10 protein-coding genes and 3 tRNA genes are annotated in these 13,588 nt (G+C 68.6%); 6 read left to right on the forward strand and 7 right to left on the reverse strand.

Annotated features, from left to right (window positions below; translation table 11 throughout):
* Window positions 1-25: 25 nt before the first annotated feature.
* Window positions 26-110 (reverse strand) — tRNA-Leu (locus Q9R17_RS15140).
* 22 nt (window positions 111-132) lie between these two features.
* On the reverse strand, window positions 133-1,059 hold the full coding sequence (locus Q9R17_RS15145; protein ID WP_308155426.1) for a LysR substrate-binding domain-containing protein: 927 nt from the start codon (window positions 1,057-1,059) through the stop codon (window positions 133-135).
* Between the two features lie 91 nt (window positions 1,060-1,150).
* Here Q9R17_RS15145 and Q9R17_RS15150 point away from each other — a divergent pair, with 91 nt between their 5' ends.
* Complete coding sequence (locus Q9R17_RS15150) at window positions 1,151-1,897, forward strand: sulfite exporter TauE/SafE family protein (RefSeq protein WP_308155427.1); 747 nt, start codon at window positions 1,151-1,153, stop codon at window positions 1,895-1,897.
* Window positions 1,898-1,984: 87 nt separating this feature from the next.
* Here Q9R17_RS15150 and Q9R17_RS15155 read toward each other — a convergent pair.
* Together Q9R17_RS15155 and Q9R17_RS15160 are read right to left on the reverse strand one after the other, a co-directional pair.
* A tRNA-Leu gene (locus Q9R17_RS15155) sits at window positions 1,985-2,069 on the reverse strand.
* A 160-nt stretch (window positions 2,070-2,229) separates the two neighbouring features.
* Window positions 2,230-2,314 (reverse strand) — tRNA-Leu (locus Q9R17_RS15160).
* 129 nt (window positions 2,315-2,443) lie between these two features.
* On the opposite strand from Q9R17_RS15160, the gene rnr reads away from it, so the two are divergent.
* The 3 genes from rnr (at window position 2,444) to rlmB (ending at window position 6,406) form a co-directional block, all read left to right on the forward strand.
* Window positions 2,444-4,909, forward strand: a complete 2,466-nt coding sequence (gene rnr, locus Q9R17_RS15165; RefSeq protein ID WP_308155428.1) for a ribonuclease R — start codon at window positions 2,444-2,446, stop codon at window positions 4,907-4,909.
* A 166-nt stretch (window positions 4,910-5,075) separates the two neighbouring features.
* On the forward strand, window positions 5,076-5,570 hold the full coding sequence (locus Q9R17_RS15170) for a GFA family protein (RefSeq protein WP_308155429.1): 495 nt from the start codon (window positions 5,076-5,078) through the stop codon (window positions 5,568-5,570).
* Between the two features lie 92 nt (window positions 5,571-5,662).
* The gene (rlmB, locus tag Q9R17_RS15175; protein ID WP_294987798.1) at window positions 5,663-6,406 is read left to right on the forward strand and encodes a 23S rRNA (guanosine(2251)-2'-O)-methyltransferase RlmB; all 744 of its coding nucleotides are present in this window, start codon (window positions 5,663-5,665) and stop codon (window positions 6,404-6,406) included.
* Between the two features lie 133 nt (window positions 6,407-6,539).
* Here rlmB and Q9R17_RS15180 read toward each other — a convergent pair whose 3' ends face one another.
* Genes Q9R17_RS15180 through Q9R17_RS15190 form a run of 3 tightly spaced genes read right to left on the reverse strand, consistent with a single transcriptional unit; the run spans window position 6,540 to window position 11,181 of the window.
* Complete coding sequence (locus Q9R17_RS15180; RefSeq protein WP_308155430.1) at window positions 6,540-7,970, reverse strand: efflux transporter outer membrane subunit; 1,431 nt, start codon at window positions 7,968-7,970, stop codon at window positions 6,540-6,542.
* Between the two features lie 11 nt (window positions 7,971-7,981).
* Window positions 7,982-9,940, reverse strand: a complete 1,959-nt coding sequence (locus Q9R17_RS15185) for a MacB family efflux pump subunit (RefSeq protein ID WP_308155431.1) — start codon at window positions 9,938-9,940, stop codon at window positions 7,982-7,984.
* Entirely contained in the window at window positions 9,937-11,181 is a 1,245-nt protein-coding gene (locus Q9R17_RS15190) for an efflux RND transporter periplasmic adaptor subunit (RefSeq protein WP_308155432.1), read from the reverse strand. The genes Q9R17_RS15185 and Q9R17_RS15190 overlap by 4 nt, the downstream gene beginning before the upstream one ends.
* Window positions 11,182-11,386: 205 nt before the next feature.
* Between Q9R17_RS15190 and Q9R17_RS15195 the strand changes: the two genes are divergently transcribed.
* Together Q9R17_RS15195 and Q9R17_RS15200 are read left to right on the forward strand one after the other, a co-directional pair.
* Window positions 11,387-12,115 carry a response regulator transcription factor gene (locus tag Q9R17_RS15195; RefSeq protein WP_308155433.1) on the forward strand — a complete coding sequence of 243 codons (729 nt, stop codon included), beginning with the start codon at window positions 11,387-11,389 and terminating at the stop codon, window positions 12,113-12,115.
* Window positions 12,116-12,121: 6 nt separating this feature from the next.
* Window positions 12,122-13,546 (forward strand): ATP-binding protein, encoded by a 1,425-nt coding sequence (locus Q9R17_RS15200; RefSeq protein WP_308155434.1) that lies wholly within the window; start codon window positions 12,122-12,124, stop codon window positions 13,544-13,546.
* Window positions 13,547-13,588 lie beyond the last annotated feature (42 nt).

Genomic DNA, 13,588 nt, shown 5'->3' on the forward strand with positions numbered 1-13,588 from the left:
TCGCGGGTTTCATCATCTTGAGTCATGGTGCCCAGGAGAGGACTCGAACCTCCACGGTTTTACCCGCTAGTACCTGAAACTAGTGCGTCTACCAATTCCGCCACCTGGGCGACTCAGGAGAGAAATTGTGCGTTACGGCGCGGGATGTGTCAACACCATTTCACGCTTTTTTTCGGGCTCCACGCCCAGGTGTGTCAGCAGGCTGCGCATCGGCGTACTGAGTGCTTTCCACTGTGCGAAACACGCGCACAGGCGGCGCTGTGTCCAGGCATCCTTCAGCGGAACCGCGACCGTGTGGGTAGCACGCCGATGCAGGCGGGCGATCGTGCGCGGCACGATGCCTACGCCGATGCCATGGCCGACCATCATGCACAGGCCATCGAAGGTCTTCATGCGGATGCGCACATCCAGCATGCGGCCGGCTTCGCTGGCCTGTGTGTCGATGCATGACTGCAGTGCATTGCCATCGGCCAGCGCGATGAAGGTTTCGCCAAGCACGTCGGTGAACGCCAGCGCACGGTGCGCGGCGAGGCGATGCTGGCGGGGAAGCAGCAGCACCAGCGGATCTTCGGCCACGACATGGCGCTGCAGCCCATCGGCGGCAACGGCATCGCTGAGGATGCCTGCTTCGGCCTGGCCGGCGCGGAGTGCCTGCACGATGTCGATGCTGGTGCGCTCGTGCAGTTCGACGCGCAGCCGCGGGCGCTGCACCAGCCATGGGGCCAACCGCACGGGAAGGTAGGTGGTCAGTGCGGCGGTGTTGGCATACAGGTGCAGGGTGCCGCGGGCCCCGTGGGCGAACGCCTGCAGTTCGCCGCGCAGCTGGGCCTGCTGCTGCAGGATCAGCCGGGCGTGGTGGGCGAGCGCGGCCCCGGCCTCGGTCAGGCTGACGCCGCGGGGGTGGCGGTTGAGCAGGGGCGTGCCTGCGTCGTCTTCGATCATGCGCAGACGCTCGCTGGCCGAGGCCAGCGCCAGGTGGGCCTTTGCCGCGCCGGCCGTGATGCTGCCGGCCTCGGCGACCGACAGGAACAGGCGCAGGTCTGCCAGGTCCAGCCGCATGTCCAGCCTCCATATCCGCCTTCGGCTGGGCCGAAGGCAGGGGTGGGAAAACCGCATTGTGCGCCGGGCCGGGCACAACTCCAATGACGGCATGGATGAACGTGCATATTTCTATCTGTTGCTGGTGGCGGTGTTCGTGCTGGCCGGGGTGGTCAAGGGCGTGACCGGCATGGGCTTGCCGACCGTGGCGATGGGCTTGCTGGGCGGCGTGCTGTCGCCGGTGGCGGCGGCTTCCCTGTTGTTCATTCCCACCTTCGTCACCAACGCCTGGCAGCTGCTGGCGGGGCCATCGGCCGGGCGTACCGTGCGCCGGCTGTGGCCGATGATGCTGGCGGTGGTGGTGGTGACCGTGCCGGCGGCCACCTTGCTGGTGCGGGTGGACCGCGTCTGGTCGCGCGCGGCCCTGGGGGCGGCGCTGGTGGTGTACGCGGCCTATGCGCTGGCGGCGCCGGTGCTGCGCGTGCCGCAGCGGCGCGAGCGTTGGCTTGGGCCGCTGGCCGGTGCGCTGTCGGCCCTGGTGGCCGGCATGACGGGAGTGTTCGTGATGCCTGTGGTGCCTTACCTGCAGGCGCTTGAGCTGCAGCGCGAGGAGCTTGTGCAGGCGTTGGGGCTGGCATTCACCGTCTCCACGATCGCGCTCACCGCCGGGCTGGTGCTGCACGGTGCATTCGGCGTGCAGCAGCTGGGACTGAGTGCGCTGGCGGTACTGCCGGCGTTGCTGGGCATGTGGCTGGGGCAGGTGATCCGGCAGCGGATCAGCGCACGGGTGTTCCGCGCCTGTTTCCTGGGGTTGCTGTTGCTGCTCGGGTTGGAGCTGGTGCTGCGGCCGTTGTTCTGATGCCGTTCGCCGGGCATGCAGGGCCCGGCGCTGGCGCATTCCGGGCATGAAAAAACCCGCTTTCGCGGGTTTTTCTCATTCTCGACATGGTGCCCAGGAGAGGACTCGAACCTCCACGGTTTTACCCGCTAGTACCTGAAACTAGTGCGTCTACCAATTCCGCCACCTGGGCGTCGAGGAGCGAGATTATGGGGTGCTGTGATGGGGGTGTCAACACCTTTGTGAAAATCATGCCGGAGTGCCCGTCAGGGCGGTACAGGCCTGTCACCGCGCCACGCGTCTGCCGGCGCACGGGCAAAAAAAATCCCCGCCGAAGCGAGGAGTTTTTTCGTTGGTGCCCAGGAGAGGACTCGAACCTCCACGGTTTTACCCGCTAGTACCTGAAACTAGTGCGTCTACCAATTCCGCCACCTGGGCGTTCCAGAGGCGCAATTGTGAAGATGAACCCGCAGGCTGTCAACGACTTCCTGAATTTTTCTCACGCTCTGCCTTCAGGGACGGTCGCTGACCCGTTCTGCACGCCATCAACGGCTACCATGTAGGGCGATGACTACCAAAAAACCAAGCAAGGGCGGGACCACGTCCCGCAGCCAGGCCCCGAAGAAGGGCGCCAAGGCGGGCGCAGCCCGCACCCCCAAACCCGGCAAGCCGTTGCCGGGCTGGTTCCCCGAATTGAATGAAGGCGGCGCGCCGCCACGCGGCCGCAAGGGCCGCAGCGCGGATGCCGTCGCACCTGGCCCGGCGCCGGGCCGCAAGCTGCCGCCGGCCGGCAAGGTGATCGACGATCCCTACGCCGCACGCGAAGCCGAGAAATACGAGCAGCCCATCGCCAGCCGCGAGGCCATCCTGGCCCTGCTGGAGCGCTGCGAGGGGCCGCAGACCGCTGAAGAGCTGGGCGCACGCCTGGGCCTGACCGCGGCTGACCGTGCCGAAGCGCTGTCGCGCCGGCTCGGCGCGATGGTCCGTGACGGCCAGCTGGTGCAGAACCGCCGTGGCGGCTTCGCGCCGATCCAGACGCTGAACCTGGTCACCGGCGTGGTGATCGCCAACCCGGAAGGGTTCGGTTTCCTGCGCCCGGTCGAGGGCGGCGACGACCTGTTCCTGCCGCCCTATGAAATGCGCAAGGTCATGCACGGCGACAAGGTGCTGGCCCGGGTGACCGGCATCGACCATCGCGGCCGCCGCGAAGGCAGCATCGCCCGCGTACTGGAACGCGGCATGACCCGCCTGATCGGCCGCTTCAGCATCGAGATGGGCATCAATTACGTGGTGCCCGACGACAAGCGCGTGCAGCGCAACGTGCAGGTACCGCCGGACCAGACCGGGGGGGCACGCGATGGCCAGCTGGTGGTCTGCGAACTGACCCAGGCACCGGACAGCCGCCGCCCGCCGATCGGCCGCATCATCGCGGTGCTGGGCGACAAACTGACCGCCTCGCTGGTGGTGGAGACCGCCATCCACGGCCACGAACTGCCGTTCGAGTTCCCGCAGGAGGTGCTGGACGAGGCCGCGGCGGTGCCGCTGGTGGTCGAGCCGGCGATGATCGGCAACCGCGTGGACCTGCGCCGTACGCCGCTGGTCACCATCGACGGCGAGGACGCCAAGGACTTCGACGACGCGGTGTACTGCGAACCGAACGCCGATGGCTTCCGGCTGGTGGTGGCGATCGCGGACGTCTCCAACTACGTGCGTCCCGGCACACCGTTGGACGAGGAAGCGCAGAAGCGTGCCACCTCGGTGTATTTCCCGGGCTTCGTGGTGCCGATGCTGCCGGAGACGCTGTCCAACGGCATCTGCTCGCTGATGCCCAAGGTCGACCGCATGTGCTTTGTCTGCGACATGCAGATCGATCGCGAGGGCCAGGTCACCGGTTCGCGCTTCTACGAAGCGGTGATGAATTCGCATGCGCGCCTGACCTACACCCAGGTGTGGCAGGCAGTGGGTGAGGACGATGCGGGCGCCAAAGCGTTCATCGGCGACCTGCTGCCGCAGGTGCAGCGCCTGCACCAGCTGTACAAGGTGCTGGCCAAGGCACGTGCCAAGCGCGGCGCCATCGAGTTTGAAAGCAGCGAAGTGCGCTTCGTGCTGGACAACCGTGGCGAAGTGACCCAGGCCGGCATGCTGGTGCGCAACGATGCGCACAAGCTGATCGAGGAATGCATGATCGCGGCCAACGTGGAGGCGGCCAGGTACCTGCTGTCGCGCCACGTGCCGGCGCCGTACCGCATCCACGAGAAGCCGCCGGAGACCAAGTTCGCTGACCTGCTGGAATTCCTCAAGGAGTTCAAGCTGAGCCTGCCGCCATGGGCCAAGGTACGCCCGGGCGACTACACCAAGCTGCTGAAGAAGATCCGCGACCGCCCCGATGCCACGCTGCTGGAATCGGTGCTGCTGCGCAGCCAGAGCCTGGCCATCTACAGCCCCGACAACCACGGCCACTTCGGCCTGGCGCTGGAGGCCTACGCGCACTTCACCTCGCCGATCCGTCGCTACCCCGACCTGCTGGTGCACCGTGCGATCAAGCACGCACTGTCCGGCAAGCCGCTGGACACGTTCACCTACAACGCGCGCGAAATGGCGGCGCTGGCGCTGCAGTGTTCCGAACGCGAGCGCCGGGCCGACGAGGCCGAGCGCGAGGTGGACGAGCGCTACCGCGCCGCGTGGATGGAAAAGCACGTGGGCGGGCAGTTCGACGGCGTGATCAGCGGCGTGACCAGCTTCGGCCTGTTCGTGGAACTGGACGAATCGAAGGTGCAGGGCCTGGTGCATGTCACCCAGCTGCCGCAGGACTATTACAAGTTCGATGCCACCCGCAAGACGTTGACCGGCGAGCGCCGCGGCGGCAGCTACCGGCTGGGCGACCGCGTGCGGATCCTGGTGCTGAAGGCCAGCATGGAAGAGCGCAAGATCGACTTCCGCTTGGTTGAACACAAGGGTGAGGACGAGGACGCCGGGCTGCCGCCGTTGCCTGAGCGCGGCAAGCCGGCCAAGCGCACCAAGAAGCAGTATTGATCGGTACGGCCGAGCCATGCCCGGCTGCACATTCGCGGTGTGCCAACCAAGGTTGGCACCTACCGTACCGGCACCGCTCATCAGGTAGGTGTCGACCTTGGTCGACACGGCCCCACATCGGTAGGTGTCGACCTTGGTCGACACGATGTTCCGGAGGAACGCAGCAATGCAGAACCAGCCCGAGTACAGCGGCGGCTGCCAGTGCGGGGCCATCCGCTTCCAGGTGCGTGGCGTGCTGACCGACAGCTCGATCTGCCACTGCCGGATGTGCCAGAAGGCGTTCGGCGGGTACTACGCACCGCTGGTATCGGTGCGGGGTGCGCAGTTCAGCTGGACACGCGGCCAGCCGCGCCGGTTCGCCTCGTCCAACGTGGTGCAGCGGGGCTTCTGCGCCGACTGTGGCACGCCGCTCACCTACGAGGCGCCCGATGGCATGGCCATCGCTGCCGGTGCCTTCGACCATCCCGAGCGGCTGCCGCCCGCCATCCAGTACGGCATCGAGCGCAAGCTGCCCTTCGTGGACGGCCTGGGCAGCCTGCCGGCCCGGCGCACCGAGCAGGACATGGCGGCGCTGGAATTCCTGGCGACCATCGTCTCCCACCAGCACCCGGACCACGACACCCCGCACTGGCCGCCGCGTACCCGTTCGACCGACGGATGAACGGCGGGTAGCGCCGGGCCATGCCCGGCGGGCGCAAAGCGCGGCCGCCCCCGATGCTCTACCATAGCCACCCCCTTTCCGGTCCTGCCCGCATGAGCAAGAACAGCCAGTGGATCGTCGGCGTCAATGCCGTCGCCTCCTCCATCGAGAACGACGCCGAGAACGTCCGCGAAGTGCTGGTCGAGGCCGGTGCCAAGAACCCGCGCCTGACCGAAATCGAGGAAAACGCCCGCCGCAAGGGCATCGACGTGCGCCGGGTGACCGCCCAGGCGCTGGACGGTGTCGGCGGTGCGGTGCGCCACCAGGGCGTGGCCGCGCGCTATGCCGCCGCCCGCACCTACAGCGAGAACGAGCTGGAAGGCCTGGTCACCGCCGCCGAGGGCAAGGCCCTGCTGCTGGTGCTGGACGAGGTGCAGGACCCGCACAACCTGGGCGCCTGCCTGCGCTCGGCCGCTGCGGCCGGTGCCACCGCGGTGATCATTCCCAAGGACAAGTCGGCCACGGTCAACGCCACCGTGCGCAAGACCTCGGCCGGCGCCGCCGACCGCATCCCGGTGGTGGCGGTGACCAACCTGTCGCGCTGCCTGAAGGACCTGCAGAAGCAGGGGGTGTGGATCTATGGCCTGGCCGGCGAAGCCACGGCCTCGCTGTACGACCTGGACCTGAAGGGCAACATCGCGCTGGTACTGGGCGGCGAAGCCGATGGCCTGCGCCGCCTGACCCGCGAGAACTGCGATGGCCTGGTCAAGATTCCGATGCCGGGCGAGATCGAGAGCCTGAACGTGTCCGTCGCTGCCGGCGTGAGCCTGTTCGAGGCCGTGCGCCAGCGCGGTTGATCGGCCAGCGCCAGGTGATCGGGGTCAGATCCCTCTCCGCGGGCGAGGGACCTGACCCCTTTTTCATGTACCGTGTCGACCAAGGTCGACACTTGCCCGGTAGTCGCCAACCTGGGGTGGCGCTCTTGCCGCCTCAGCCGGCGCTGCCGCCCAGCGCCTTGAACAGCGTGACATCGTTGTTCAACTGGCTCTGCCGCACGCGGGCCAGCGACAGTTCGGCATCGCGCCGGGTCTGCTGTGCTTCCAGCCAGGTGCGCAGGTCGGTCGCACCGACGCGGTAGCGCACTTCCTGCGCGCGTTCCACTTCCACCGCTTCATCGTAGGAAGCCTGCGAGGCGGCCACCTGGCGTGCCAGCTGCTCGCGCGCGGACAGCGCGTTGTCCACCTCCGACAGGGCCGTGTACAGCGTCTTGCGGAAGCTGGTCGCGCTGATCTGGTAACTGGTGCCGGCGATGTCCGTATCCAGCTGCGCGCGCTGCAGGTTGAGGAACGGCAGCGACAGGCCTGCGCCCAGCGTGGCCACCGGGTTGCGCAGCACATCGCCCAGCGAGGTGGCGCTGGACCCGAGGCTGCCGGTCAGGCTCAGCGCCGGGTAGTACTGGGTGGCGGTGACCTTGATCGTCTTCAGGCTGTTGCGCAGGCGCAGCTCGGCCGCGCGCAGGTCGGGCCGGCGGCCCAGCAGGTCGGCCGGCAGGCCTTCGGCAATGGCCGGGCTGCGCGCGTCCAGCAGGCTCTGCGGTTCATCCTGCTGCGGCCAGGGCGTGCCGTCGAGCAGCACGGTCAGCGCATTGCGTACTTCCACCCGCTGCTGCTCCAGTGCGCTCTGCGCAGCACGCTGTGCCTGCAGGTTCTGCAGGGCCTGGCGTACTTCCAGCCGCGATACCGCACCGGCATCGAAGCGCGACTGCACCAGGCTGCGGGTGCGCTCCAGCCGTTCCAGGCTGGCCTGGCCGGCGGCGATGGACTGGTTGAGGTAGGCCAGCGCCCAGTACTGGGTGATGGCATCGCCGACCACCAGCAGGGCGGTGTTCTGCCGGTCCTCTTCGGTGGCCTGTGCTTCCCAGCGGGCGATGTCGCGCTGGGTGCGCAGCCGTCCCCACAGGTCCACTTCCCAGCCCAGCGACACGCCGGTGGAATAGCTGCGCCGCCAGTCGTCGGCCTGGTCGGTGGCGCGGCTGCCGCTGGCGCTGATGCCCTGCGAGGTCGGTTGTGGCCACAGCGCATTGCTGGCCAGGCCCGCCTGCAGGCGGGCGCGCTGCACGGCCAGCCCGGCGGCGGCCAGGTCGCTGTTGGCTGCCAGCGTGGCGCGGACCAGGCGGTCCAGCCGGGCATCGCCGAACCCCGTCCACCAGGTGTCCTGGCGGATGTCGTGGCCGGGGGTATCCAGGCTGCTGCGCGGGGCATCGGCCAACGCATTGGCGGTGGCATCGCCGCGGCCATACCGGGCGGCCACGCCGGGTTCATCGACCGGGTAGCGGCCCACCGAGGCACAGCCGGACAGCACCAGCAGCATCGTGCCGGCCAGCAGCCGGCGGGGCGGGGCAGGGAAGGTCAATCGGGGCATCGTCGGTTTCTTCATTCGCGGGCCAGGGCCTCCACCGGGTCGAGCTGCGCGGCGTTGCGCGCGGGCAGGAAGCCGAACGCCACGCCGATCAGGGTGGAGCAGGCGAAGGCGGCGACGATCGAGAACGTGGAAAAGATCATCTGGAAATCCGAGGAGAAGCGGCCGAACGCGGTGCCCAGCAGCAGCGCCAGGGTGACGCCGAGCAGGCCGCCGAGCAGGCACACCAGCACGGCTTCGATCAGGAACTGCTGGCGGATGTCGCTCTGCCGCGCACCCACGGCCATGCGCACGCCGATTTCGCGGGTGCGTTCGGTGACCGACACCAGCATGATGTTCATCACCCCGATGCCGCCCACCAGCAGGGCGATGGCGGCGATGGCGCTGATCAGCAGGGTCATGGTGCGGGTGGTCTGCTCGATGGTCTGGCGGATCTCGGCGCTGTTGCTGAGGAAGAAATCCTCGGTGCCGTGGCGCAGCGTCAGCAGCCGGGTGATGGCCCCCTGGGCCGCATCCATCGGGGTGCTGTCGTCCACGCGCACGGTGATGCTGGAAACGTGGCTCTGGCCCAGCATGCGCGACATGGCCGTGGTGTAGGGCACCCATACGCTCAGGCTGGTGCTGCCGCCGAAACCGAAGCTCTGCCGCTTGGCCACCCCGACCACGCGCGCGGGCACGTTGCCCAGCAGGATCACCTGGCCGACCGGGTCGCTGTCGGGGAAGAACTGGGTGCGCGTGTTCTCGTCGATCACCGCGACCTGGCCCAGTGCCCGCACGGCATCGCGGTCGAAGAAGCTGCCGCTGACCAGGCTGACGCCCTTCACCCGGAAGAACTGCTCGCCCACGCCGTTGACCTGTGCGGTGGCCGATTGGTTGCGGTAGCGCGCGGTAACCGAGGTGGACACGCTGGGCGTGGCGCTGTCCACGTAGCTCTGCTGGGCCAGCGCATCGGCATCGCTGGCCTTGAGCGTCTGCACGCGCCCGGAGCGCATGTCACCGAAGCCGCGGCCGGGGTAGACGTCGATGGTATTGGTGCCCAGTGCGCTGATGTTCTGCAGCACCTGCTGCTGGGAGCCGTTGCCCAGTGCGACCACCGAAACCACCGAGGCGATGCCGATGATGATGCCGAGCATGGTCAGGAAGGTGCGCAGCCGGTGGGCGTTCATCGCCAGCAGCGCCATGCGGAAGGCCTCGGTGAAGCGGTCGCGGGTGGCGCGCCAGCTGCTGCCATGGGCCACCCCGGTGCTGGCCGCGCGTTGCGCGCGGTAGTGCGGTGCGGCCGGGTTGGCGCGGTCGGCGATGATTTCACCATCGCGGATCTCGATGATGCGCTGGGCGTGCTCGGCCACGCTCATGTCGTGGGTGACGATGATGATGGTGTGGCCCTCGGCATGCAGTTCGCCCAGGATGGCCATGACCTCCTCGCCGGATTTCGTGTCCAGCGCACCGGTGGGTTCGTCGGCCAGGATCACCTCGCCACCGTTCATCAGCGCGCGTGCGATGGACACGCGCTGCTGCTGGCCGCCGGACAGCTGGCCCGGCTTGTGGTGCATGCGGTCGCCCAGGCCCAGCCGCTGCAGCAGCTGTTCGGCACGGGCGTTGCGCACCGGCCCGGGGCTGCCGGCGTAGACGGCCGGCACGGCCACGTTGCCGCGTGCGTCCAAATCGCCCAGCAGGTGGTAGCGCTGGAAGATGAAGCCGAAATGCCCACGGCGCAGTGCGGCCAGCTCGTCCGGCGCCATGCGCCCGGTTTCGCGGCCGGCCACCTGGTAGCTGCCCTGGGTCGGGCGGTCCAGGCACCCCAGGATGTTCATCAGGGTGGACTTGCCCGAACCGGACTGGCCGACGATGGCCACCATCTCGCCGGCGTGGATGTCCAGGTTGACATCGCGCAGCACGGCGATGACATCCTCGCCGGCAGGGAATTCGCGGCGCAGGTCGCGCAGGCGCAGCAGCGGGACGCCGCCACTCATCGGCGCGGTCCCATGCCCGGTCCGCCCGGTCCCATGCGCAGGGCGCCGCCGCCACGGTTGCCGCCCCCGCCCATGCCGGCGGCGCTGGCTTCACCCACCACCACGCGCTCGCCTTCGTCCAGGCCGGACAGGATCTGCGCAGTGGCCCCGTTGTTGATGCCGACCTTGACCCGGCGCGGCTGCGGCTGGCCCTTGGCATCCACCACGCGCACCACCTGCTGCCCATCGCGGGTCTTCGGGCCCAGTGCCACCGTCGGCACCATCAGCACGCCCTTGGCCTGCTTGAGCATCACCGACACCTGCGCGGTCATGTCGATGCGCAGGGTGCCGTCAGGGTTTTCCACGTCGAACAGTGCGTTGTAGTAGACCGCGCTGCTGGAACTGGAACTGGACGCGCTGGAACTGGAGCTGCTTTCGTTGGCGATGGACGCCGGGGCCGGATTGATCTGGCGCAGCGTGGCGTGGTACCTGCGGTCCGGCTCGCCCAGCGTGGTGAAGTACACCGGCATGCCTGGCTTGATCTTGACCACGTCCGCTTCGGAGATTTCCGCGTTGATGGTCACCACGTCCAGCCGCGCCAGCATCACGATGGTCGGGGCGGTCTGGTTGGCGTTGACCGTGCGGCCTTCTTCGGCCACCACGGCCACCACGGTGCCATCCATCGGTGCGGTGATGCGCGTGTAGGCCAGGTTGGCGCGGGCCGTGCCCAGTTCGGTCTGGCGGCCCTTGATCTGCGCGTCCAGCGATTGCACCTGCGCCCGGGCGGTGCTCAGTGCCGCTTCGGCCGCGTCGTATTCCTGCCGCGAGGTGGCTTCGGCGGCCAGCATCTGCTTCTGCCGCGCGAATTCCAGCTCGGCCTGGCGCAGGGTGGCCTGCTGCACGGCGCGCTGGGCGATCACCTGATCCAGCGAGGCCTGCGCGTTGAGCACCTGGTTCTGCTGGGTGGTGGCGTCGATCTCGGCGATCAGATCGCCCTGCTTGACCGTGTCACCCAGCTGCACCTTCAGCGATTTGATCTGGCCCGACGCCTGCGCGCCGACGCTGACCAGCTTGTAGGCATCGATCACGCCGGTGGCATCCACGGTCTGTTCGATGTCGCCACGGGTGGTGGGGGTGGTGGCCAGTGCGGGGGGCGGTGGCGTGCGCAGCAGCCAGGCCACCAGGGCCGCCACCAGGACCAGCAGGGCGAGGGACAACAACAGGCGACCGCGTCGGGTCGTGGGCAGCAGGCGCGTGGTCACGTGGCGTTTTCACTCTTCGGGCCGGTGGGGCGGCGGTGGACGGCATTGTGAAGAGCGCGTTGGGCGGGGCTCAATCCTCGGGGTGTGTCCCTGTGTAACACTGTCGGCAGCTCCTTGTGTCCGTGTGTTTCCTTCACGGCCGAGGATACAGTGGCACGCACGGAACTTGATGCGGTTCAGCTCCCGACAGGGGATGATTCGCGCTATGGAGACAGAACACCCCATGCATCGATTGCTGATCGTCGATGACGACAACGATATCCGCGCCCTGCTCGCCGAGCAGCTTGGCCGTGCCGGCTACCTGGTAAGCACCGCCGCCGATGGCACGGCCATGCGCCAGGTGCTGGACCGTGAGCTGGTCGACCTGATCGTGCTCGACCTGAACCTGCCGCGCGAAGATGGCCTGACCCTGTGCCGCGACCTGCGCGCGCGTTCCAGCACGCCGGTCATCATGCTCACCGCCCGGGCCGAGCCGATCGACCGCGTGCTGGGCCTGGAAATGGGCGCCGACGATTACCTGGCCAAGCCGTTCGAGCCGCGCGAACTGCTGGCCCGCATCCGCAACGTGCTGCGCCGGACCGAAGCCCTGCCGGCCAACCTGGAGCCGCTGGCGATCCGCCGTGCGCGCTTCTCGCGCTGGGTGTTCGACCTGGAGCACCGCCACCTGGTGGACCCGGATGGGCGCGTGGTGGTGCTGTCCGGTGCCGAGTTCCGGCTGCTGCGGGTGTTCGTGGCCCACGCCAACAAGGTGCTTTCGCGCGAGCAGCTGGTGGCGCTGAGCAGTGGCCGCAACTACGAGTCGCAGGACCGGGCGATCGACCTGCAGGTCAGCCGTCTGCGCAACAAGCTGGGCGATGATGGTGGCCCGGATGGCCTCATCAAGACGGTGCGCAACGAGGGCTACGTGCTGGCGTCGGCGGTCAACCTGGAATAAGCCACCATGAAGCGCCTGCGCCATTTCCTGTCGTCCATGGTCGGGCGGCTGTTCGTGATCCTGCTGCTGGGCATGGGCGTGGCCGCGATCGGCGCGACCATGCTGGCCTCGGCCAAGCGGCAGCAGGAATTCGAACGGCAGAACCTGACCCGCATCGCCGACCGCCTGCAGGGCTACATCAACCTGCTCGATGGCAACCCCGAACTGCGCGAACGCCTGCTGGAAGTGGGCGGCCCCAGCGTGCGGGCGCTGCCGCCGGGCGCGCGCGAGGGCAAGCTGGACACGGCGCTGATGGCGGTGCTGGACGACCGTCCGGGCCCGGCGGCGCGCGCGCAGGTCCATTTCACGTCCTTCCGCTCCTGCCTGCCCAAGCTGCAGGACCTGCTGCCACCACCGCCTCCCCCGGGGCACCGGCGGCCCCCCCGCGAGCGCGATCCGTCCTTCATCCCGCCCAAGTGCCGTGCCGTGGAACTGGTGCTCAGCGACGGCACGCCGCTGAAGCTGGCGCTGGATTCGCCCGCGGTGGCCCACAACGGCATCCTGGCCGTGGACCCGGTGTTCCTGACCCTGCTGGTGCTGGCCATTGCCGTGCTGGCCTACGTGGTGGCCCGCATGGCCAGCGCGCCGCTGCAGGCCCTGTCCAGCGCCGCCGAGGAACTGGGTGACGACCTGCAGCGCGATCCCTTGCCGTTGGCCGGCCCGCGCGAGGTGCGGCGCGCGGCCGAAGCCTTCAACGCCATGCAGCAGCGGCTGCAGCGGCACCTGTCCGAACGCACGCAGATGCTGGCGGCGATCACCCATGACCTGCAGACACCGCTGACCCGGCTGCGCCTGCGCCTGGAAAACGTCACCGACGAGGCCCTGCGCGAACGCCTGATCGGTGACCTGGCGGCGATGCAGGCGCTGGTCCGCGAAGGCCTGGAACTGGCACGCAGCGCCGAGAGTGCCGAGCAGCGGGCAGCGCTGGACCTGGATTCGCTGCTGGAAAGCATCGTGGAGGATGCTGCCGAAAGCGGTGCCGATGTCGCCTTTGAAGCCGGCAGTGGCGCGGTACTGATGCTGCGCCCGCTGGCCATGCACCGGCTGTTTTCCAACCTGGTGGACAACGCGGTGATGTATGGCCAGCGCGTGCGCGTGCGGGCCAGCCGCCGTGACGGTGCCACCGTGGTGGTGGTGGCCGACAACGGCCCCGGCCTGGCCCCGGACCAGCTGGAGGCGGTATTCGACCCCTTCGTGCGGCTGGAGACGTCGCGCTCGCGCGAGACCGGCGGCTCCGGGCTCGGGTTGACCATTGCCCGCGCGCTGGCGGAAAAGGATGGCGCCCGGCTGTGGCTGCGCAACCGCCCCGAAGGCGGGCTGGAGGCCGTTGTCGAATGGCCGGCAGCTGCCGGCGGCGCGCCCCGGCCGGCCGGGGTGGTGCGCCCGGAGTGACGGCCGGCAGACGCAGCGGCACGGATTTGCCTATCATTCGCT

Origin of the sequence: Stenotrophomonas sp. 24(2023) (genome assembly GCF_030913365.1) — a bacterium.
In the GTDB taxonomy this organism is placed as follows: domain Bacteria; phylum Pseudomonadota; class Gammaproteobacteria; order Xanthomonadales; family Xanthomonadaceae; genus Stenotrophomonas.

What these genes read in the sequence shown, in the direction of transcription:
- Q9R17_RS15145 (WP_308155426.1), bottom strand. Translation starts at nt 1,059, where the DNA reads ATGCGGCTGGACCTGGCAGACCTGCGCCTGTTCCTGTCGGTCGCCGAG.
- Q9R17_RS15150 (WP_308155427.1), top strand. Translation starts at nt 1,151, where the DNA reads ATGGATGAACGTGCATATTTCTATCTGTTGCTGGTGGCGGTGTTCGTG.
- rnr (WP_308155428.1), top strand. Translation starts at nt 2,444, where the DNA reads ATGACTACCAAAAAACCAAGCAAGGGCGGGACCACGTCCCGCAGCCAG.
- Q9R17_RS15170 (WP_308155429.1), top strand. Translation starts at nt 5,076, where the DNA reads ATGCAGAACCAGCCCGAGTACAGCGGCGGCTGCCAGTGCGGGGCCATC.
- rlmB (WP_294987798.1), top strand. Translation starts at nt 5,663, where the DNA reads ATGAGCAAGAACAGCCAGTGGATCGTCGGCGTCAATGCCGTCGCCTCC.
- Q9R17_RS15180 (WP_308155430.1), bottom strand. Translation starts at nt 7,970, where the DNA reads ATGCCCCGATTGACCTTCCCTGCCCCGCCCCGCCGGCTGCTGGCCGGC.
- Q9R17_RS15185 (WP_308155431.1), bottom strand. Translation starts at nt 9,940, where the DNA reads ATGAGTGGCGGCGTCCCGCTGCTGCGCCTGCGCGACCTGCGCCGCGAA.
- Q9R17_RS15195 (WP_308155433.1), top strand. Translation starts at nt 11,387, where the DNA reads ATGGAGACAGAACACCCCATGCATCGATTGCTGATCGTCGATGACGAC.
- Q9R17_RS15200 (WP_308155434.1), top strand. Translation starts at nt 12,122, where the DNA reads ATGAAGCGCCTGCGCCATTTCCTGTCGTCCATGGTCGGGCGGCTGTTC.